The following is a 22,157-nucleotide window of genomic DNA, read 5'->3' as shown; positions in this document are numbered from 1 at the left end:
ACATATATATGAGAACAGTCTTATAATCATATAGCTGAATTTCTGTTTTTTATGTTTGTTTTTCCTATTCTACAATGTCGGCTTTACAGGCTTTATCGTGCCGTCAGGGTTGAAATGCATCCTGTCGATGCACACCTCACGGTAGTAGCCTGCCGACCATCCGCGCTTCAGACCGTCAGGACGTTGGAAACGGTGGTAGACGATGTACCATTCGTCTGTGCCGGGTTTGCAGATGACAGCATGATGTCCTGTGCCGTAAATCTGTCGGTCAGGGTCTTTGCGGAGGACAATGGCATCCTTGACAGGCCCTGTTATTGCCGTAGGAGAGTCGCCCATGGCATAGCGCACACGGTACTCCGTACTGCGAGTGTCGTTCTCCGACCACATGAAGTAGTACTTTCCATTGCGGTAGAAGACATAGCTTGCCTCATTATAATGGAACTTCCGTTGCCGGCCTCGCGGGATTACATAGGTCAGAGTCTCATCCTTCACGGACAGCATGTCATCATTTAGCTCCGCACAGACAAGGAACGAATTGCCCCAATACAGGTAATACTTTCCGCTGACAGGGTCATGGAACACGTCAGGGTCGATGATATGCCCGCGCATAGGCCCGCTTTCGGGATTAGGAATCATAGGTTTGCCGAGCGCATCCTTGAACGGTCCTGCGGGATTGTCTGCCGTTGCGACACCGATGTTGCCGTTTGCGACAAAGTAGTAGAAGTACTTGTACTTCGCTTTCTTTCCTTTCCCGTACTTGCGCTCTATGATGCACGGCGCCCAAAGGCAGCTGTCCGCCCACGCCACGTCTGTCCTGAGGTCAAGCGCCTTGCCCTCATGCTGCCATGTCTTCATGTCGGCTGAGGAGTAGACTTCCGCATCATGGTTGCGCCATTCCTCAGCCCCGTCGGTGGTGGGATAGAGATAATAGCGTCCTGTCTTCTCGGAATAAAGTATCTCAGGGTCGGCAAAGAAGCCTTCGATGACAGGGTTCGCCTTGTTCGGCTCTGTCACAGGGCGGTAGGCATTATAGCCTTTCGGTTTCTCCTTCCAATACTTCTCCAGGCGGTCAGCCTCTTCTCCGGTGATTTGCACGATAGCGCCGTGCTTCGGGGAATAGAAGTTCAGCATGCGCATCTTTCCGTTGTTGAACTCCCCAAGGTCTTTGTAGGTCTTGAAATCCGTGGTCTCCACAAAGCCGAAGGTCATCGGATTCCGGCGATAGATGTCGTACATCACCACCCAAACATCCTCACCGATGCGCTTGAACACGGTGGGTGCTTCACAACCGACAGGCGATGCGTCGACATAACCGTCCATGACCGTCCACTCGCCTGTGGGACTGTCGGAGACGGCATGCCGTATTCCTGCCTGCTGTTCGTGGCTTACGTACATCAGATGATAAGCATCGCCTACCTTGGTGATGTCACCGTCGATGACAGAAACCTTCGGGTCATTGTGCCGGAAAAGGACTTTCGGCTCGGATTCTATGGCGTTAAAATCCTTATTTACATAGACATAATAGAGCTTGTTGGCATCCTTCCTTTGGCGCATGGTAAGATGCACCATGAGTTTTCCTGCCTTGTCGTCGTAGAAAGTCTCGGGAGCCCATGCGCAACCTATCTCCCGCCATGCTGGGAAGAGGGTGTCAAAGTTCAGCACAGTGTGCGTCCAATTGAGCAAATCCCATGATTTCATCATCACGATGCCACGGTTGTTGCCCCAGCCATAGTCCTCGCCGGGACGCTCCCACTCCGTCGTCCGCTTGCCGTCACGCTGCCCGAAGACGTGCAGGTCGGTCATGGTCATGTAGAAAGCGCCATCCGGTCCGCGATAGATGTGTGGGTCGCGGATGCCTTTCTGCATGGCAATGGTGTCGCCGGCGATGACGGGATTGTCATCGTTCAATGCCGCAAACCGCCGTCCGTCACGGCTTATCGCCATGTGGAGGCCGTGGTCTTCGTCCTTATGATAGACCATAAGGTAGGCCTTCATGTCCTTTTCCTCCGGCACATTGGTAACGTTGCCGGCTGCCTTCATGCACAGGCAGGAAGAGGAAGCAATAAGTATGGATGCGAGAAGTCTTTTCATTGGTTATGTTTTTTCTGACAATATTGACAGCATTGACATTATTGTCAATATTGTCGATAGGGTCAGTATTGTCAATGCTGTCAATAATGTCAGTACTGTCCCATTACTTTACCGGAATCAGGTAATGCGTTCCGCGCTTCAGGTTCGGGTCAATCATCCACTGGTCGACGACAATGTTCGGGTCAAGAGCCTTTATCTCAAGCCTGTGGCTGCCCTTCGAGAGGTTTACTGTCAGCGTGCGCCGTGCCTGTCCGCGCAGCACATTCAGCTTCCATTGCTCAGAACGGAACGGCTCTTTCAGTGAGAACACCGTCGGCTCTGCTCCGTCAATGCTGACCTGAAAGCGCAAATCGCCGTTGTCGTTAGGCTGTGTCGGGATAAGTGCTACTGTCAGATTAGCCTCTCCCTCATGGTCGAAGGTGAAGTCATAGGTCAGCGTGCCGCCCTTCTGCAGTGGCACAGCGTTCATCGAATGGCCAAGCATCCGAACAGGCGTTGTGCCCTCCGGAGCGGTGGCGAAGGACGATGCGTTGCGCGCAATGACACCGTCAGGGTCGATGGCGTGGTAGTTCCTCTGCTCAGGATACTTTGCCAAAATCTCTTTTGTCTCATCCTCTGTATAAGAATAAGGCAACACCGGTGCACAGAGTGAAGGCAGATGGCGCGGATTGCAATCCATGGCATGATTCCATTTCCCTGCCGCCATATCCTCATTATAACGCTTTGTGAGTCGCCGGATTTCATTGTATGCGGCAACGCTTCGCGCACAGGCCAAGGTCAGCGGGTCACGGTTTGTGTCAAGGTCGGACAAGGTGCTGCCGTTGGCAAGCTGGCGCGCACGCTGCGCTTCAAGCATTTTCACGGCATTGAAGGCTGCGGATTTCACAGGATACTCCACCGCTGCGAAGAACGCATCGTGAAGGCGTGCCGGGATATTCCTCTTTGCCACACTGTCGACAACAGCCACAATGCGGTGGTAGTCGTCAAGATAACGGTCGAGCTCATTGCCGAACTGCGTGGTGGAGAACTCACTGTTGCGCACTTGCGACAAGCCTCTGTCATATTTCTTCTTGTCAAGTTCCACCTGTGACCACCCCATAAACTCGGGGCGGCGGATGCCACAAAGCCTGTAGAACTCCTCCATAGCCGGGGCAAGTGCCTTGGCCGCCTCACTGCCGAACTGCGTTGTGAGCCACTGCTTCAGGTGGTTGTCAAGAGTGCTGCCGTTCACACAGTCGATGTCCCATGCCATATCGAGGAACAGTTCAAGGTCGTAAGCGGCGACTTTCGGGTCGTGGACATTGGCAATCCACAACTTGCGCACATTATGGTCGTAGGCCTGGCGCATCTGGTGGTAGATGAGTCCCGGCTGCGTGGTCGTCAGCCAGAGATAGTCATGTGGGCGTCCCCAATAGCTGAGGTGATAATAGACACCGCCTCCTCCTACACGCTGCTGCTCACGAGGGTCGGACAGACGAGTGATGTAGCCATAGTTGTCATCACACCACATAAGGGTTGCGGTCTCCGGAACGTGCAGGCCTTTCGTGTAAAGCTCAAGGACTTCCTTATAAGGCACAAAGACTTGCATCTGCTTCCGTGGGTCGCCGATGTATTTCGCTATAAGTTTCTGCTGGTCATCGATTACTTGCTGCAAGGCATGGAACTTCTCGTCGGCAGTCTTGTAGCCCTCCATCGAACCGTCGTGTATGCCGCGCATGCCGATGGTGAACATGTTTGTCGAGGACTTGCTGACCTCTTTGAGGCGCTCCGTCCAATAGTTCTGCACCGCCTCGCGGTTCGTTCGGTAGTTGAACGCGCCACGCTCCTTGACGCTCCACTCATCGACATTGTTCCTCAAAAGCGGCTCACAATGGGATGTGCCGACAAAAATGCCGCAACTGTCAGCCATCACCTTGTTGTCAGGATTCTTGAAGAACGCCTCCGTTCCTGTGTGCATAGCGGGCCATACGGCATTGGCGCGAAGGCGGAGCAACAGTTCAAACACACGACGATAAGTCCTTGGGCCAATCTGACCGAAGCGTGCCGGCTCATAGTGCTTATAGCTCCACGGACGCAGCGACCAGTCCTCGTCATTGAGGAAGATGCCGCGCTTCTCCACCGACGCACTCTGCATCGTCATGTAGTCCGAGGCTATCGTAAGGCGCTGCTTGCGCTCAGGGATGACATCGCCCCACCATGTCCATGGCGACACACCGGCGATGCGGCTCAGTTCGAGCAGGCCGTAAGCCGTGCCCCTGCCGTTGCCGCCTGCCACAAGAATCTTTCCGTCATGGACACGTATGGCAAAAGCGTCAATCCCCTGCTTCAGCGAGTCGACGTTTATGCCACATTTCCTCAGCTGCTGCACCTCACCGCTTGTCGCCCTGTCCACCTGCGTTATGCGGATTACGGCATTTCCTCCGGCAGTCTTGCGCGGCGCGGCTCCTGTCACGGCAGTGATATCGGCATGGAACATCTGCAATGCCACGTCCACGACAGGGTCTGTCTTCTTCTGAACGTGGAATGTGACAGGCTTGCCACTGTCATACCAGACAAGGTCTTCACCTTTCACATGAGTGAGCGAAAGGCATGAAAGCATAATGATTAATGTCTTTCTGTACATCATTTCCTCTAATATTTATTCGTTTGCTTGGATAGTTAGATAGCGGCAGGCATACATGCCACGAAATTATTTGCAAAATTAATAAAAACAAATAAACCGACAATGTAAATCCGTGCGCATAAGATGTGATTTCGTATAAAAACGCATGGTTTTGCGAGGAAGGATGCATTATTTTCCAAAAGGTTACGCTTTGCATTACGAAAGATAACGTTTTGCATGGTCAAAGGTAACACTTTGCACATCAAAGTGTTACCTTCCGTCTCCACACCTCTATTCCCTTGATTATCAAAGCATTCTCACTCGAAGTCTTTTATCTCGAAGAAACAAAAGAAAACAAAGAATCCATCCTTACAGACAAAGCACTGCAAAGGCGAAGCGAATGCTTTTGATTCTTTGAACTCTTAGAGCCATACCATCATACAAATACAAGAAATCATCAGAGTCCGCATGAGAAACATTTTCAAAGAGAACCCCTACCGACAACAAAAAAGGACGCCATGAACGGCGTCCTTTTTTGTTTATAGATTGTCCTCGTTGAGGATTACTTCATGATCATCTTCTTTCCGTTGTGGATAAAGATAGAGCCCTTAGCAGGCTTCGCGATGCGCTGACCTGCGAGGTTGTAGTAAGCACCTGCGTTCTGAGCGTTCTCACCGGTACCGATGTTCTCGATGCCTACTGAACCGCCCTTCACACCGAATACCTTTGCGTAGACAAGGGCTGTGTCGATACGAAAGAGCTGGAAGCCGAGAGTCTTCGTGCCGTCCTCCTCATCGATAACGTAAGCACCGCCTGCCTTGCTGCCAAGAACCTCACGGCCTGTACTTGCGATTGGGAAAGCAACGTCTGTGCCTTTCAGCTGAGCCATGTACTCAGCATCCGTAGCCACAACAGGATGGTTGGAATCGCTGCCATAGCCGCCGATTGTATTGACGATAACGATGTCGTCAGCACCGATACCTTTGAACTTGACAGTGTTGTAGTTGTTCTTTGTAGCATTCTGTGTAAGGCCGATGCCCTGGAGAACCTGAGCAGCAAGACCGTTCCAAAGAGTAACACCCTCGAATGTTGCAGCAGCCTTCTCCTCTGTCATGTCAGTGTCAGCAATAACCCAGCGGTGTATGACGCACTCTGAATCGTCAGCAACATAGCCGAATGGATAGACAGCTGTATAAACAGGGTTGCCCTTGTCGTCAACAGCAGGGCTGCCATCCTCACCCATTACAGGCTGGTTGACGTCATAGTAGAAGAGACGCTTGCGGGCTGTCCAGTTGTTCTCACCACTTGTTGTTGCAGAATTCAAATCCTCTATGGCAGCGAAGCCAGCAGCCTTGATTGTCTCCGGAGTCATACGGGCAAAGTCGTAGCTATTCTTAAGCTCGTACTCGATGTTGTTCTCTATAGTTACTACAGTAGCCTGATAGCCGAAAGCAGATGTTGTCACAGTCAGAGTACCTGCCTCAGGAACAGTAACTGTGGTACCTGTAGGAAGCTCCTCGCCGCTCAATGTAGTGCCGTTCTTGCCATTGAATGTGTAAGAGATGAACAATGTTGGAGACAATGGCACTTCAGCGTTGCTTACAGTAAGTTTGTACGTCTTAGCGAAGCCTTCTTCCACAGAGATAACGTCAGCGGCAACTGCAGGGAGAGCACAAGGTGAGCAGTCAACTTCCATAGTAATCTCGTTAGACTTAGCAGTACCAACCTCTGTCCAAGCTACCAATGTACCACTTGTTGTAGTAGAATACTTGTAAGAACCAGTGCAGTCGTCGTATCTTACTTCTGCAACATCACCCTCAGTTCCCTTTACCTTCAATGTCTCACCAGGTTTGAATGTGATGGTGTAAATACGGAGGTTCGGGTTAAGATTGCCTTCTTCGTCTTTTCCAAGACCAGTGAGAGCCACAACAGGGTCGTTTGCCACATCCTGAGCAGACTCGCAAGTGAGGCTGATGTTATCAAAGTAGTATCTTGCCTGATAACGTGCAACCATAACGTTCAAGCCCTCTGCATACATGCTGATTTCTGTGCCGTCACACTCTGTAGCAGGGATTGTACGTGTACCGGAAGTAACAGTAGTACCCATAAGGTCACTAACGTTGTACTCTATGGTACGAGCATTAACGTCAACGTTGAGAGAAACAAGGTACCAAGAACCTTGAGTAAGATTAACAATGTTAGACTCATCACCATTCACGAAATATGCATCACCTGTAGCGATATCTGCCTTTTGTGAAAGGTCAAAGAGGAAGCCAACATAAGCAGCTGGGTCTGTGATTTCATTTCCGTCTTGATCCTTAAGGTAAGTCCAGCGGTTGATATAAGGCTGATTGGCCGGAGCGGAAAGGTTAGATACAACTGTGATTGCACTGTTGTACTGGTTGTTTGAAGGTTGTTGTGGGCAAAATTCGAATGTCAAGGTATATTTGCCATCTTCAAGGATAGAGGCATTCTCACCATAGACTTCGGCACCCCAATTCAATACAGCGTTACGGCCGTTGGTTGCACCGCCAAACAACTCAAAGTACGTGCCTTGGTCATCAGTCAGGATGTTCATGGCCTCACCACCATAAGTCCAGCCTGTCTCCGCAGAGCTTGTCACGCCTTCAAAGTTCTGCGAGAACAGCACGCGTGTACCCGCACTTACATTAGAGATGCAGAGCATCGTCAATGCAACGAGAGAAAGATAAAACTTTTTCATACGTTTGATTTTTAGTTAATAATAAAATTGATAAATTAGTAATGATATATTTCTTTATTATGTGGCAGGGCAAGAGTGTCCTGCCACATAATAAATTTATTTTTTTATTCCCATCCAGGAGTCTGGGTGAGTGCACCGGACTTCAGGATTTCGCTCTGTGGCAGAGGGAAAAGGTTGAACTTGTCCTCCCAATTACGGGCAGTGATGTATGATGGGTTGGTCACTACATTGTATGTGAATGACTCATCAGCATTCTTTGTGATTTCCATCACCTTGATGTCCTTGAAGTACTCTGCACCCTTCTTCCAGCGGCGCACATCGAAGAAGCGGTGTCCCTCGAATGCGAGTTCCACGAAGCGCTCGTTCTCATAACGCTTTGTGAACGCTTCTGGGCTGAGTCCTGTCTTTATATCAGGCTGTCCGGCACGCTTGCGCACGATATTGATAGCCTGTGCAGCGGTGCGTGTAAGTCCCTCACCTGATGTGTAACCGTCACCGAAGTAGTTCAGCACAGCCTCAGCATAGTCGAGATAGATGCCGCCAAGGCGGAAGAGTACCCATGTATGGTAGGATGTAGTTGCGTTGGAAGCACCGATGACCTGTGTCTTCTGCAGATACTTTTTCAGGTAGTAGCCTGTAGGAGTACCGTAAACAACAGAACGGCTGTTGCGACCGCCGTAGTAAGTCTCCAGCACAGCCTTTGCGTCTGTTGCCAGTCCGTCAGGCCAACGCTCGCCGTTGACAGCGATGGTAGCTGCGAGGCGTGCATCGCGGTTGGCGTATGGGTTCTGCGCATCGTAATCCGGATCCTCAGTGATTGTCAGGCCTTTCTTTGTCTCATAAGCGTCGACAAGGTTCTGGGTAGGGCAGTTGCCGCCGCCTGCGTTCTCCATACCAATTGGGAAGTTGTTCTTCTCGAAAGAGTTGGAAGCAGCGGTACGTGTGCCAAAAAGGATTTCTTTTGTGCACTTTGAGTAGCTGTCAACAGCGAACAGGTCGGCGTATTTTGAAACCAATCCCATGTTGCGTGATGTGCAGGCATTGATACATTCCTGAGCACGGAGAGCAGCCTCTTTCCAGAGTTCCTTGTTGTTTTCAGGATTGAAGAGTGGGCTTGCGTGGTACAGGGCAGCACGTGCGCGGAGAGCCATCACAGTGAGGTTGTTGGCGCGTCCGTTCTCGACAAGTCCGAGTTCAGAATAAGCCTTTGAGTAATCCTTGATGATTTCATCCTTTATAGCATAACATTCGTCGTCGATGAACTTGAAGATTTCCTCAGCCGTCGCGCGTGGAGTGTTGTTGGCTGTCTCAGCGTCGACATAGTTTACGATGAGCGGCACACCGCCATACTGGCGCACCAACTGGAAATAGAAGTAAGCACGCATGAAACGCGCCTCATACTGGAAGTTGTTGTACTTCTCCATCTTAGCCTCATAGTTGATGTCAAGCTTATAGTCATCGAACGTCAGATTGGTGAACTTGTCAAGGAAGAGGTTGCAGTAAGAGATACCGTGCCAGCACTTGTCCCATACAGAGGAATTGGCATTGGCAGGTCCCCAGTTGCCGTTGAAGAAGCTCTCGACAGAGTTGCCCTGATGAGAATAGACAGCCTCGTCGGTTGCAGATGCGAGCATTGCTCCGCTGTAGTTTCCCCAATCGGAGTCAAGGTCACGGTAGATGGTTGTCATCAAGCCATTGACATTTTCAAAATTCTCCTTGATGTAGTCCTCGCCGTCAACCTTATACTCGTGGTAGTCCATGTCGCATGAGGTGAATCCCAGCGAGAGAGCCACGCAACCGAAAATTATATTCTTTAGTTTCATAATTGTTGTTCAGTTTTAAGGGTTAGAAAGTAAGCTGTGCACCAACTACAATGCTGCGTGAGGCAGGAGTTCCGTTGCCGAGAATCTCAGCGTCACGACCCTCGATGTGGTCAGCGCAGAAGAGGTCGTTGCCACGGACATAGACTTTGGCAGCGTTCACGAAACCGGTCTTCTTCATGACAGCCTTTGGCAGGTTGTAGTAGACCTCAATGTTGCGGAGCTTCAGGAATGAGCGGTCGCGCATCCAGAATGTGCTCGCCTGATAGTTGTTGGCGTTGCTGGATGAGCTGAGACGTGGGAACATAGCGTTAGGGTCGTTGCTCTCTGCTGTCCAGCGGTTGTCATAAACATACTGTGCAAGGGATGTATTGTTGACAAGTCCCCAGTAGTAGCCGGAGTTGCTTAGCATTGCTGTGTAGCGACCTGCGCCCTGGAAGAGTGCTGTGAAGCCCAGTCCCTTGTACTCTGCTCCGAGGTGGAAAGAGTAGTAGAGTTCAGGACATGTTGAGCTGTAACCAATCTTTGTCTTGTCGTTAGCGTCAATCTTGCCGTCACCGTTCACGTCCTTATAGCGGATGTCACCCGGGCGCACCTGTGAGAAGGTGTGTGCAGGGATGCCGTCAACGAGAGCGGTAGGGTTGCCGTCTTTATCATACACGAAGTCTTCGTTGCGGAAGAGTCCTTCAGCGATAAGTCCGTAGTTGGAATTGAGCGGATTGCCTGTGGTCACGAGGTTAGCGTAAGCCTTTGGTTCTTCTGCCTGTTCCTTAATCTCGTTCTTTGAGAGGGTCATGTTTCCGCCGATGTTGAATGTAACGTCGCCGATGGTCTTTGTATAGTCAAGAGCAAGGTCAAAACCGTACTGGTCAACCACACCTGCATTGACATAAGGAGCTTCGAAACCAATGAGTGAAGAGAATGCGCCTGCACCACTCACCCAGATATCATAACGATGCTGGTTGAAGTAGTCAAACTCGATGTTCAGTCCCTTGAAGAGAGTGGCGTCGATACCTATGTTGAACTTGCGCGCCTTCTCGTGTGAAGGATTTGCGGTTGCCATCTGACCAAGCACTGTAGCACCGTCGCTGGTGTCGTAGCCGGCACCCCACAGATACTGTGTACCGTTTTTTGAGTAAGACTGTGTGTAGTATGTCCACAAGTTGTCACCCGGCAGATAGTCGGCACTGATTACGCCAAAAGAAGCGCGGAGCTTAAGGAAGTTAAGCCAGGAGACATCCTTCAGGAAATTCTCGTTTGAAGCAACCCATGCTGCTGACACTGTTGGAGACATCGCCCACTTTGTACCCGGAGCAAGACGGCTTGAGCCTGACTCCATGAGTGCCAATTCGCCGATATACTTGTTGTTGTAAGCGTAATGACCGAGCCAAGAGATGTTCTGACGGTAAATCTTTGTGTTGACACCTGTTGTCTCCTCAAAGTCGTAGCCATACATCAACTGGCTGTAGACGCTGTGCTTGCCGAAAGAGCGGTTGTAGTTGAAACCTGCACCGAAGGTCATACGACGAGCGTACTTGTCAGTAGCTGCGCCTGCACCCATCTCTCCCTGCTTGCCACCTTCCCAGTAATCACCGAGAACTGGTTCACCGTTTGCCCATCCTGTCACAGGAGTGTAGCCGTAGAGATACTCCTTGGAGTGGTCCTCGTAAAGGGTGGAATATATGTCGTAGCTTGCCTTAACCGTCAGGCTGAGTCCCTTTGTCCAAGAGTCGAGTTTCTGGTCAAGGACTGCGTCGAGGTTCAGTGCGCGCTCATGAATCTTGTAATAGGCTGCGCCTGTTGACTGAGCTACTGGGTTGTTTGTTCCTGCCCATGTGCTGGAACCGCCCCATGTGCCGTGCTCGTTCTTTATAGGGAAAGCAGCTGAAGGCACTGAGTACATCATTCCCCAAAGATCAACATTGCTGCCCGGGCGTGACATCTCGCTCAGCATACCGAGGAGGTTGACTCTCATCATTGTGTTTGGAGTGAGGTCGATGTCGAGGTTTGTGCGTATGTTACCACGAACGTACTTGTCCTGAGTGTTATAGCCCTCATTCATTGCAGGATTCTTGATGAAGCCCTTGTCAGAGATAAGGGTTGCCGCTGTGAAATAGCGGAACTTCTCACCACCACCGCTGAACTCAAGCCCTAAGCGGTTGTCAAGAGCGTGGTTGCGGAATGTCTCGCCCACCCAATTGACACTTGGATACTGGTAAGGGTGTGTACCATTCTGGAAAGCGGCAATCTCGTCAGCAGAATACTTCGCGAACTGTCCCTGTCCCTCATTGTACAGAGCCTCGTTCATTGCGCTTGCATAAGTCGCACCATCGATGAACTTAGGGCGGTTAAGCATCTGACGGAACTCATGGTCATAAGTGAACTTTATAGTCTTGCTGTTGTATTCACCACGCTTTGTCTTGATGAGCAGTGCACCGTTTGTGCCTTTGTAACCATAGAGGGCAACGGCAGCAGCATCCTTGAGGATCTGCACTTCCTCCACCTCGTCGGCACTGATGTAGCTGATGTCACGCTCCACACCGTCGACAAGCACCAATGGGCTGCTGACACTGAGGCTCTGCAAGCCACGGATGTAGAATGTAGGGTTCTGCTCAAAAAATGTGCCTCCGCCCTGCAATGAGATAAGGCCGTTACCCTGTCCGAGGATAGAGTTGCCAATGTTCTTTGCCGAACGCTTGTTGACATTTTTGTTTGTTATGACAGACACGGCAGCCGTTGAGGTCTCGCGTGAGAAATTCTTGTTGGCTCCCACCTCGATGGTCTGGTCAACGAAGGCGATGCCTGTGCTGTCCTGCTGTGCTGCTGCCGGAACAGATAGTCCGGCAAGCAGTGAAAGCATCAATATATTCTTATTTTTCATAAAATTCTAAGTTCTTGCACATTAATAATCAAATGTATCACCATCCCGGGTTCTGGACAAGACCATAGCCCTTGTTGATTTCCGTCTGTGGGAATGGAGACATGAGCCATTTCCTTACATCGGTGTCATCAGGATCCATGCCCCACAGTACGCGGCGTACAGGCTTGCTCAGCTCAAACTTCTGATACTCGAAGCGGTTAGGCTCCTTTGTACCGCTGTTCTTGTCGTCGCCAAGCCATGGGCGTGTCACACGTACCCACTTTCCGTCAGAGCCCTGCTGCATACGGAAGATACCAAGACCATGGAGCTGTTTTGTCATCCAGTCAGTGCGCTTGTAGCGAACCATATCCATGAAGCGGGCGTTGGTCAGACCGAGCTCACAAGCACGCTCACGAAGAATCTCTTCAATCAGAGCATCCTTGTTAGTAGCAATCTCTGGGTGTCCCATTGTGAGAGAGCCAAGACCGACACGCTTGCGGACAACATTGGCCTGATTGATGGCTTCCGGCAGATTGTCTGTCTGTGCGAGGCACTCAGCATAGATTAGGTACATCTCCGGCATTGTCACCACGTTCCAGTGGTTGTCTGCCTTACGGTGGAACTGCTCATCAAGGAGATATTTCACATTACCGTATCCGGTAGGACACATCGTCAGAGTAGCTTCAACAGGTTCATATATTTGGTTCCCGTTCTCGTCCTTCTTTGGTTTTCCGTCCTTATCCTTTGCCTCTCCCAACACATTGGAGGAAGCATGGTAGCCGCCAACCCAGAACTCAAAGACGTTACCGGTTGATGTGCCGGTTTCCCATCCGAGCTGTTCCTGCTGACCGTTTACGAAAGCGTTCTCATAGAGACGAGGGTCGCGTGAAGCCTCTTTCTTGAAACCGCCACGGATAGGTGTGTAGCTAAAGAACAACTTGCCGTTAGAGCCTTCTATACGTCCGGCAGCAAAGTCCTTGTCCCAGTCAAACGGTGTGCCGTCCTTCCATGGGAACATATCCACATATTCCTGAGTAGGAGTATAGTTGTTACGGTTGATGCCGTTCTGCTGCCATCCCCATGAGAGCCAGCAGTAAGTACCCTGGATACCATAGATTGAAATCACACGTGTGGTATGGAGAGCCTCCGGACTGTCATCGAGAATGTATCCCATACGGTATGCGTGGCGGTAGCCGTCAGGAGTCTTGCTTGTCGCCTCACGGAGACCATAGTAGCCGTTTTTCTTCACCTCGTCAAAGAAATCCCTGCATGCCTTCAGGGCATCGTCCCAGCGGCTTTTCTGGTAGTCGCCGTACCATACGAGATGCTGCTGTTCCGCCTCGCTTGAGCCGTCATAGTAAGGCTTTGCATTGTTGAAGAGCGGAGAAGCGGCAAAGGTAAGAATCTTTGCCTTCATTGCCATTGCTCCGGCTTTTGTCCAGCGTCCAACGTTGGTACTGTTGGTCTCCGGAGTGTTGCCGTTATACGCCCACACGAGAGCATCACCCTCTATAGCCTCATCAAGCAACCCAACCATGAACTTCACGGTTTCATCGACTGTACTGCGTGACATTTCGTAGGAGCCCTCATTGCCGGTGTATGTGTTCCTGATTATCGGCAAGCCTCCATAGTGCGGGAAAAGATCGAAATAGCGCTCGGCAATAAGGCATTTAGCCTGAGCAACCATATTCTTCTTCTGAGCGTCGGAGAGCCCCGGCACGCGGCCGATGTTCTCAATCAGCATCCATCCAAGGCGTACCACCTCCCACACATAGTCGTCATTGAATCCCATGAGCGGTGTGGTGTTGGAGTTAAGGCTGCCTGTATAATAAGAGTTTTCAACCCTTGTGCTTCCCCAGTGAAGCTGGTAGCAGTCAGTCAAGGCATCAAACTTTCCTGTATATGTGTTGGAACTGTTCGGAGTACCGCTGGCGTTGGCGTATGGCAATCCATAATACTGACGCGCATAGAGCGAGTTCAGGAACTGCTGGGTATAGACAGGACTGCTGAACACAGTGTCCACATTGACCGCTCCACCCGGTGCCTTCTCGATGAAGGCGTTGCCGAACTTTATGTCATCGGTGCAGGCTGAGAGCATTGCAGCTCCAAGAACTGCGACACTCAGTCCGTTGAATATATTCTTTATTTTCATTTTATTGTTCTTCATATATGATTAGCTTAGAATCCTACTTTAACTGACAGAGTGTAAGTACGCTGCAACGGATAAGAAGGAGAATTTGAAGCCCTCACCTCAGGGTCGCCCCACTTGTATGGAGTGAGTGTGAAGAGGTTGTAAGCACTGAGAGCAAGCTGCAGCTGGTTCATGCCGAACTTCTTCATCCAAGGCATGCTGAAGTCATAAGCCACCTGCATGGTCTTACAGCGCAGATACTTGGCATCCTTCTCCCATAATGTTGACTGTGGGTCGTAGTTCTGGGTTTTTCTTCTGAATGTCGGGCGTGGATATTCCGCATTAGGATTCTCCGGTGACCAAGAGTTCTCGAGATGGTAAACCAACAGACCTCCTTTATTGTCACCAGAAGAATTGTAGAATGGACGGCGGAATGTTCCGTCAATCACACGGCTGACATTCCATGCACCTGTAAACTGGGTGTTGAATGACCATCCTTTGTATGAGAATCCGAAAGAGAGACCTGCCATATACTCCGGGTCGTCAGTGTATCCGAGGTCGCGGCTCATGTCGTTGGTGTCAATCTTGCCATCATTGTTCAAGTCAACATAGAGTGCATCACCCGGCTTCAACTGGTCGTTTTGGACTATTTGCTCAGGGAATGGCTGACCGAACGTCTTCTCATAGTCTGCCTCGCAACCCTCATAGTAGTAATTCCAGAACTTATAGAGTGAGCGGCTGCCGATGCGGCGTCCTGCAGTATACATGTACTGCTCGTTCTGTGGAGCCTGACGGTCCTCGATAATCTCATTCTGGTTGTAAGAGAGATTGAACTTCGCCCAGTAGCGGAAATCGTTGCCTATCTTGTCCTGCCAGTTGACGGACACCTCATGTCCCCAGCTGTCCACGACACCGAAGTTTGTGTAAGGAACAGAGAATCCGAGGAAGGAAGGCACTGTCCCGTCTCTCCACAGGATGTCTGTACGGTGCTCCTTGAAGTAGTCGTATGATATGCGGAGCTTGTCGTTGAGGAAGTAGACATCAACACCATAGTCCTGCTTGAACGCCTTCTCCCATGTCACGTCGGCATTGTTCTTGGCCAGCTCCGTGGCACCGTACTGTGTGGAGCCCGTAATGTTGCTGACACCGAAATAGTAAGCATAAGGGTTCGCATCCTTGCCCATACGCTCCATCAGGGCTGCACCGTTGACAACGTAAGGGTCGGCAAGATACATGAAGCGGCTGCCGCCAACCTTGTCATTACCTACAAGACCCCATGAAGCACGCAGTTTCATGAACGAAATGACCTTGCTGAGAGGCTTGAAGAAAGGCTCGTCGCTGATGAGCCATCCCACAGAGCCTGCAGGGAAAGAGCCGAAACGCTTGCCAGGAGCAAAGTTCTCAGAACCGTTGTAGCCGATGTTGAACTCTGCCATGTAGCGATTCTTGTAGTCATAAGTGACACGGCCCACAAAACCTACATAAGTACGGGGAATGTCGGAGTAAGTCTTTGGATAATATGTCTTGCTCTGGTTGTAGAGAGCGAGAGCATTGACAGTATGCTCACCGAATGCGCGGCTGTAGCTCAGAGAGCCCTCGGCATACCAGTCACGACCCTTGCTTGTGCTTGGCTTGTAAGAAGGGTCTGTATCCTGACCTGACTTCAGATACAGCATGTCGTTAGTCGCTGTCTCAGGATTCCATCTGATTACCGGAGTATAGCTTGCCGTACTTGCAGTAAGTTCCTTTGTGACACCGTAGATAGAGTTGTAGGAGCCCTTCAGCTTCAGTGACAAGCCCTTTGTGATGAAGTCAAGCTTTTGGTCAAGGATGACGTCCATCATCAGTCGGTTGTTATTATAATGGTAAGCACCCGGCTGATAAATAATGTATGTCATAGGTGCACTGCCAGTGAATGGGAGGACAGAAGTTTTAGTACTTGCAATTACAGGATTGCCGTCTGCATCACGCACAACATTACCTTCATCATCATATTCAGGGATAGTGAATGTGTTATATGCAGGGTTTGTATTTGTATAAATGTAACGTCCCTGCTCATCGAAACCCGCACTTGAGAACGGTGATGCCTCATATATAGCCTTAATCATGCCTGAAGCACCCTGACCTGTACGTGGCTTTGTACTGTCATCCACCTTACCTGCGAGGTTCACACTGAGCTTTGTTGTCGGAGTGACATCTATATCGATGTTGCCACGATAGTTGAAACGCTGGTAGCTGTAGTCAAAGTCATAATCCCTTCCGAAAGACTCGAACAGGCCACCCTGAGTGAACATACCCGCTGAGAGGAAATACTTCACCTTGTTGTTACCGCCGGAAATGTTGACATTGTGCTGCTGCTGGAGCGTCACATCCTTCATGATATAATCTGTCCAACGCATACTTGGCAGGCGGATAGGATCGGAATTCGTGCGGAAAGCCTCAACGATGTCTGTACTGAACATTGGGGCATCACCGTCGTACGACAACATATTGTTATAGAAATTTGCATACTCATAAGAGTCCGCCATATCAATCATCTTCGTAGGAGTGAGAGCTGAGAAGCTGACATTTGCTGAGATGCGTGCCTTGCCTTCCTTACCACGCTTTGTGGTTATGAGGATTACACCGTTAGCACCACGCACACCGAACACGGCAGTAGCTGACGCGTCCTTCAGGACTGTAACGCTCTCGATTTCGTTAGGGTCGATGTCCCACATCTCACGCTCCACACCATCCACCTGGATGAGTGGCTTCACAGCATCAGAGCCGGCGAAAGTAGCCTTACCACGCACGAATATGTCGGCAGCATCTGAACCCGGCTCACCTGAGAACTGCACAGAGGTGACGCCTGAGAGCTGTCCCGCCAGCACGTTGTTGACAGAGCTGACAGGAGTGCGGACAAGATCCTCACTCTTTATGGAAGAGATGGCACCTGTCACAGTGACCTTCTTCTGAGTGCCGTAGGCAACGACCTCCACACCCTGAAGCATGGTGGCGTCCTCCTTGAGAGTCACTTTCATGTTGTCCTTGGCAGTGACAATCTGGTCAGCGTAGCCGATGTACACAATCTTGAGTTTGTCACCTGCCTTTGCCTTGATGGAGAAGTTTCCTTCAAAGTCGGTGATGGCAGCGTTCTGTGCCGATGTGGCACCTGATGCGCTGACAAGATAAACAGTCGCTCCGATAACAGGCTCGCCGGCCGGATCCACCACGTTACCGTTGATGACTCCAGCAGGCTGGAGTGCAGCGATACCCGTGACAGCCTTTGCAGGCACTACACCGATATTGGGAGCAAACGCCAAAGCGGAAGCGCACAACACCATTGCCGGCAGTTTGCAAGCTCCACTCGTGTTCAGTAGTCTGATTTTGCTCATAAGTTTAGTTGTAAATTATTTTTATGTTAGTCTTGTTCTGATCAGCGTCTGATTAAAAGCCAAACAACTCCGGGACTTGCCGTACAAGCAGGAAATGCCATAGCAGAGCAGCCACGACAAAGGACATCAGCGCACCTTTTGCAAAGCCGGATTCTTGGTTCTTAAATTGCTTTTTAGGTTGTAGTGATTAGTGAATTTTCGCTTTTCATCAAATTTAGTTGCAAAATTAACTTTCATTTTACATTTTTATATGCAAATTTGTGCAATATGCATGTATATTTTTCCAAATATTAAAAAAATATTGTAACTTTGCGTTTAGAAACAATAAAACAGTCTGATACTATACCTTATAATATATAATATGCCTTTACATAAATCAATTATCCTTCTACTTGCGGCAGCATTCTCCCTTATCGCGGATGCGCAGACCACAGCACAAGGATTCTCCATATACTCGAAGCGGATAACCTCCGACAACGGACTGCCATGCAATTTCGTCCGTTCCATCGCGCAGGACAAGAAGGGATTCATGTGGTTCTCCACTCTCAACGGCTTGTGCCGGTACGACGGAAACACGATGAAAGTGTTCAATCCGCAAGGATATGGACAGAATTCCATCTACGACGACCGCATCGACTGGGTTATGGAAGACGCACACCGGCACCTGTGGGTCCTCACCATGAACATGAAATGCTACTGCCTGGACCTCAGCACCGACAAGTTCCTTGACATGAACGGACTCCTCGGGACAGGATTCCAGTGCAAAAAGATGGCTATGTCGAATGACGGCAGAAAGATATGGCTCTATGGCTACGGCACGACAGTGCTGATTACCGCCGGCAATGACGGCACTCTGTCGGCAAAGAGTTTCAAGGACAAGACAGCAAGAAACTTCCAGTTCATTTACGAAACCTCCAGCCACGAGACCATCGCAGGCAACGACAAAGGACTGTTCATCTTTGACGGAAAAGGCTTCCGGCAAGTGGAGCGCCATGGCAGATTCACCAACGCCACAGAGATTGCAGGGCGGATTGTCGTCTGCGGCAGCAGAAATGACAGTTTCATGTACTTCAACACAAAGAAAAACACGCTCGCTCCCGTCCCTGCCGAATGGATGAACGACAACCGGCCTGACCTGCGCACCGACAACAAAGGCAACTGCTGGCTCTACAACAAGGATTTCGTGCTCACACGCATCGACAAGCGCACCGGCGCTGTCATCCGCATAAACGCACCGGGACGAGACGGCAGCAGCGCAAATTTCAGGTACAATGTCGTGGAGGACTCGCGCGGACTGATCTGGATAAGCACTGACCATTGCGGACTGCTGATGTACAACAAGCGCACCGGCGAACTAACAAATTTCAGGGCGGGCAACAGCGGAACATCACCGATAGGGCAGAACAACCTACTCTACACGTTCCTTGACAAGGATGACCACGTATGGGTAAGTTCCTGGTACACAGGCATAAGCTGCATAAATGTCTCACGCAATGTCACCACCGAGATATACAAAGGCGAACAGGTGCGCATGATCTGCCAGCCGATAAAGGGCGGCGACATCTATGTCGGCACAAAGAATGCTACCCTGGACACTTATGACGCAACGTTCTCCATACAGAAAAACTCTGAGAAATTCCCACACAGCGTCTACTCCGTGGCCTTCGACAGCGAAGGGACACAATGGCTTGGACTGCGCGACGGCGGAGTAATCATCGGCGACAAACTCTACAGCCGGCAGTCAGGCAACGCCGAAAGCCTGTCGAACGACGCCGTGTTCAGCATCCTTCGCGACAGCAAGAACCGCATGTGGATAACCACACACGGCGGCGGACTGAACCTTGCAGTGAAGCAGAAGGACGGCACTTACCGCTTCCGCCACTTCCTTGACAAGGAGTACAACATCAGTTGCGCACGCAACATCGTCGAGGACAACGACGGAAACCTATGGGTGGGCACTAACGCAGGAGTGGTCATAGCCAATCCTGACAGAATCATCGACAACCCGGACGACTACCTCTTGCTCAGCGTGGAGAACAACAAGCTGAGGAGCAACCTCGTGCGCATGGTCTGCAAGGACTCGAAAGGCAACATCTGGATTGCCGAGACCGGAAAGGGATTCGCCATGTGGAACGCCTCCGCACACAGGAAAAAGGCTGCCGGCAAAGGGAAATATACTCTCAACAGCATACAGCTGGAGCATTTCGGCATAAACAACGGACTGTCAAGCCCTATGGTGCAGGGATTCCTCGAAGACAAAAGGGGCAACATGTGGGTGACCACAGAGTACGGCATCTCACGCTTCAACCCTGTCACGAAGAGCTGCCAGACTTACCGCTTCTTCAGCGACATCATCTATAACGCCTACTCCGAATGCGCCGCACTGGAACTCGCCAACGGAGCACTGCTCTTCGGAAAGGACGACGGACTGGAGATTATCGCCAACCCTTCACTCTTGGACAAGAACAAGGAAAAGGTGGTTGACCTCCTCTTCACCAACATCTCCGTGGCAGAGGACGGGAAAAGCGACTTGCTGTCCCTCGCCTACTCCGACCGCCTGCAGCTGGAATATACGGACAATTCCTTCCGCATAAACTTCTCCACCATGGAGTTCCCCGTCAACGGCGAGACACGCTACTCCTACTGGCTGGAAGGATATGAGAAGAACTGGAGCAGCTACGACACACAGGCTTTCGCAGAATACAAGAACCTCGAGCCGGGCACCTACCGCCTGCATGTCAGAGCCATCAGCAGCCAGGGCGTGGCAGGAAAGGAGAGCATACTGGAAATAACCGTCAAACCGCCATTCTACCGCACATGGTGGGCGTACCTCCTGTACTCGCTCTTCACGCTTGCCGTGGCTTGCTACATCTACCGCCTGACAAAGCAGCGTTACCGCCTGCGCCAGAGGATAAAGGTGGAACGCGAACTGACGGACTACAAACTGAAGTTCTTCACCAACATCTCACACGAGTTCCGCACACCGCTGACACTCATACAGTCGTCCCTCGAGACAATCACCGTCAACACGGACATCGTCAAGCAGTACCCGCAGCTGAGCATAATGGAGCGTAGCACAAACCGCATGGTGCGACTCATCAACCAGCTCCTGGAGTTCCGCAAGATGATGAACGGCAAACTGCATCTCGCCCTCGAGGAGGACGACATCATAGCCTTCGTACGCGACATTTTCTACACCTTCAACCTCATGGCGGAGGACAAGAAGATAACCATGACATTCAACACATTCGCCGAAAAGCACGTGATGTTCTTCGACAAGAGCAATGTCGACAAAGTGGTCTATAACCTTATCTCCAACGCCATAAAGTACACTCCGGCAGGGGGGAATGTCTCTCTCGACATACAACAGAACAATGACAACACACTGAGCATAAAGGTCGCTGACGACGGACTCGGTGTGCCAAAGCACAAGCAGCAGGAACTCTTCAGCCGCTTCATGCAGACTTCCTTCGCCGCCGACTCCATCGGTGTGGGCCTGAACCTTGCCATGGAACTCGTCAAGACGCACCACGGCTCGCTGACATTCGAGGAGAACCGCCCGAAAGGTTCGGTGTTCACCGTGACACTGCCGACGGACAAGAGCGTATATGCTGCCGGCGATTTCCTCATAACAGCACCGGAGAAGGAACCGGAAAAAACTACCCCCCCCAATGAGAAAAACGGGTATCTGTCTGAAAATCTGGAGAATAAACTGTCAAGCCTGTCCTCCTGCGCCATACTTGTGGTGGAGGATGATGTCGACATACGCAACCTTCTGCAGAACACACTGTCCTACTATTTCAGGACAGACGGCGCACCTGACGGGGAGAGCGGCCTGAAAATGGCTCTCGAAAACCATTACGACCTCATCGTCTCTGACGTGATGATGCCGGGCATCAACGGCTACGAACTGACCAGACGCCTGAAACAGAACTTCGAGACGTGCCACATCCCTATCATCCTCCTTACGGCTCTCAACGTGCCTGACAAGTACCAGGAGGGCATCGAGTCGGGAGCTGACGCGTACATCGTCAAACCGTTCTCCATGAAACTGCTCCTTGCACGCATCTTCAACCTCATAGAGCAGAGGAACAAGATACGCGAACGCTTCTCCAACGACCTGACCTACAACGCGCCGGTAATCAGCAAGAACGACAAGGACAAGGACTTCGCCGACCAAATGCTGGCAATAGTGAAGAAGAACATGGCCAACTCCGACTTCTCTGCCGATGACTTTGCGGCGGAGATGCACCTCGGACGCAGCATCTTCTACAAGAAGGTCAAGGGCGTGACAGGCTGCTCGCCTATGGAGTACATCAAGAAAATCCGCATGAAGAAGGCGGCGGAACTCCTTCAGGACACCAACCTCACCATCGCCGATGTGACCTACAAGGTGGGCATCAGCGACCCGTTCTATTTCTCGAAATGCTTCAAGGCACAGTTCGGCATGGCACCCTCCGCCTACCAGAAGCAGTTCAAGGAGGGCGGAAAGAAAGAGGAATGACGCTGTGAAAGGACATCTTGCCACTGCTCAAAGATCGCCAAAAGCATACATTA

At 50.9% G+C, this 22,157-nt stretch carries 8 protein-coding genes; 1 reads left to right on the top strand and 7 read right to left on the bottom strand.

Annotated features, from left to right (window positions below; translation table 11 throughout):
• Positions 1-69: 69 nt before the first annotated feature.
• From HPS57_RS07250 to HPS57_RS07220, 7 genes are all read right to left on the bottom strand, one after another.
• Positions 70-2,091 (bottom strand): glycoside hydrolase family 43 protein, encoded by a 2,022-nt coding sequence (locus tag HPS57_RS07250; protein ID WP_172181636.1) that lies wholly within the window; start codon positions 2,089-2,091, stop codon positions 70-72.
• A 103-nt stretch (positions 2,092-2,194) separates the two neighbouring features.
• A complete protein-coding gene (locus HPS57_RS07245; protein WP_172181634.1) occupies positions 2,195-4,717 on the bottom strand; it encodes a glycosyl hydrolase 115 family protein in 2,523 nt (840 codons plus the stop codon).
• Between the two features lie 538 nt (positions 4,718-5,255).
• Positions 5,256-7,415, bottom strand: a complete 2,160-nt coding sequence (locus HPS57_RS07240; protein ID WP_172181632.1) for a hypothetical protein — start codon at positions 7,413-7,415, stop codon at positions 5,256-5,258.
• Between the two features lie 104 nt (positions 7,416-7,519).
• Entirely contained in the window at positions 7,520-9,238 is a 1,719-nt protein-coding gene (locus tag HPS57_RS07235; RefSeq protein WP_135938487.1) for a RagB/SusD family nutrient uptake outer membrane protein, read from the bottom strand.
• Between the two features lie 22 nt (positions 9,239-9,260).
• The gene (locus HPS57_RS07230; protein ID WP_135938488.1) at positions 9,261-12,116 is read right to left on the bottom strand and encodes a SusC/RagA family TonB-linked outer membrane protein; all 2,856 of its coding nucleotides are present in this window, start codon (positions 12,114-12,116) and stop codon (positions 9,261-9,263) included.
• Between the two features lie 37 nt (positions 12,117-12,153).
• Positions 12,154-14,247, bottom strand: coding sequence for a RagB/SusD family nutrient uptake outer membrane protein (locus HPS57_RS07225; RefSeq protein ID WP_172181630.1), 2,094 nt, complete (start codon positions 14,245-14,247; stop codon positions 12,154-12,156).
• Positions 14,248-14,273: 26 nt separating this feature from the next.
• Positions 14,274-17,600, bottom strand: a complete 3,327-nt coding sequence (locus HPS57_RS07220; protein WP_172181628.1) for a SusC/RagA family TonB-linked outer membrane protein — start codon at positions 17,598-17,600, stop codon at positions 14,274-14,276.
• Positions 17,601-17,961: 361 nt separating this feature from the next.
• Between HPS57_RS07220 and HPS57_RS07215 the strand changes: the two genes are divergently transcribed.
• On the top strand, positions 17,962-22,104 hold the full coding sequence (locus HPS57_RS07215) for a two-component regulator propeller domain-containing protein (protein WP_172181626.1): 4,143 nt from the start codon (positions 17,962-17,964) through the stop codon (positions 22,102-22,104).
• Positions 22,105-22,157: the final 53 nt, after the last annotated feature.

The organism is Palleniella intestinalis (genome assembly GCF_013166595.1).
GTDB classification, from domain to species: domain Bacteria; phylum Bacteroidota; class Bacteroidia; order Bacteroidales; family Bacteroidaceae; genus Prevotella; species Prevotella intestinalis.
The sequence above is the reverse complement of the archived record's forward strand: the minus strand, read 5'-3'. Positions and strand labels throughout refer to the sequence as shown.

Bases quoted from the DNA above. Each gene is read 5' to 3' on its own strand.
- HPS57_RS07240 (WP_172181632.1), bottom strand. From the start codon at position 7,415: ATGAAAAAGTTTTATCTTTCTCTCGTTGCATTGACGATGCTCTGCATC.
- HPS57_RS07245 (WP_172181634.1), bottom strand. From the start codon at position 4,717: ATGATGTACAGAAAGACATTAATCATTATGCTTTCATGCCTTTCGCTC.
- HPS57_RS07215 (WP_172181626.1), top strand. From the start codon at position 17,962: ATGCCTTTACATAAATCAATTATCCTTCTACTTGCGGCAGCATTCTCC.
- HPS57_RS07250 (WP_172181636.1), bottom strand. From the start codon at position 2,091: ATGAAAAGACTTCTCGCATCCATACTTATTGCTTCCTCTTCCTGCCTG.
- HPS57_RS07225 (WP_172181630.1), bottom strand. From the start codon at position 14,247: ATGAAAATAAAGAATATATTCAACGGACTGAGTGTCGCAGTTCTTGGA.
- HPS57_RS07230 (WP_135938488.1), bottom strand. From the start codon at position 12,116: ATGAAAAATAAGAATATATTGATGCTTTCACTGCTTGCCGGACTATCT.
- HPS57_RS07235 (WP_135938487.1), bottom strand. From the start codon at position 9,238: ATGAAACTAAAGAATATAATTTTCGGTTGCGTGGCTCTCTCGCTGGGA.
- HPS57_RS07220 (WP_172181628.1), bottom strand. From the start codon at position 17,600: ATGAGCAAAATCAGACTACTGAACACGAGTGGAGCTTGCAAACTGCCG.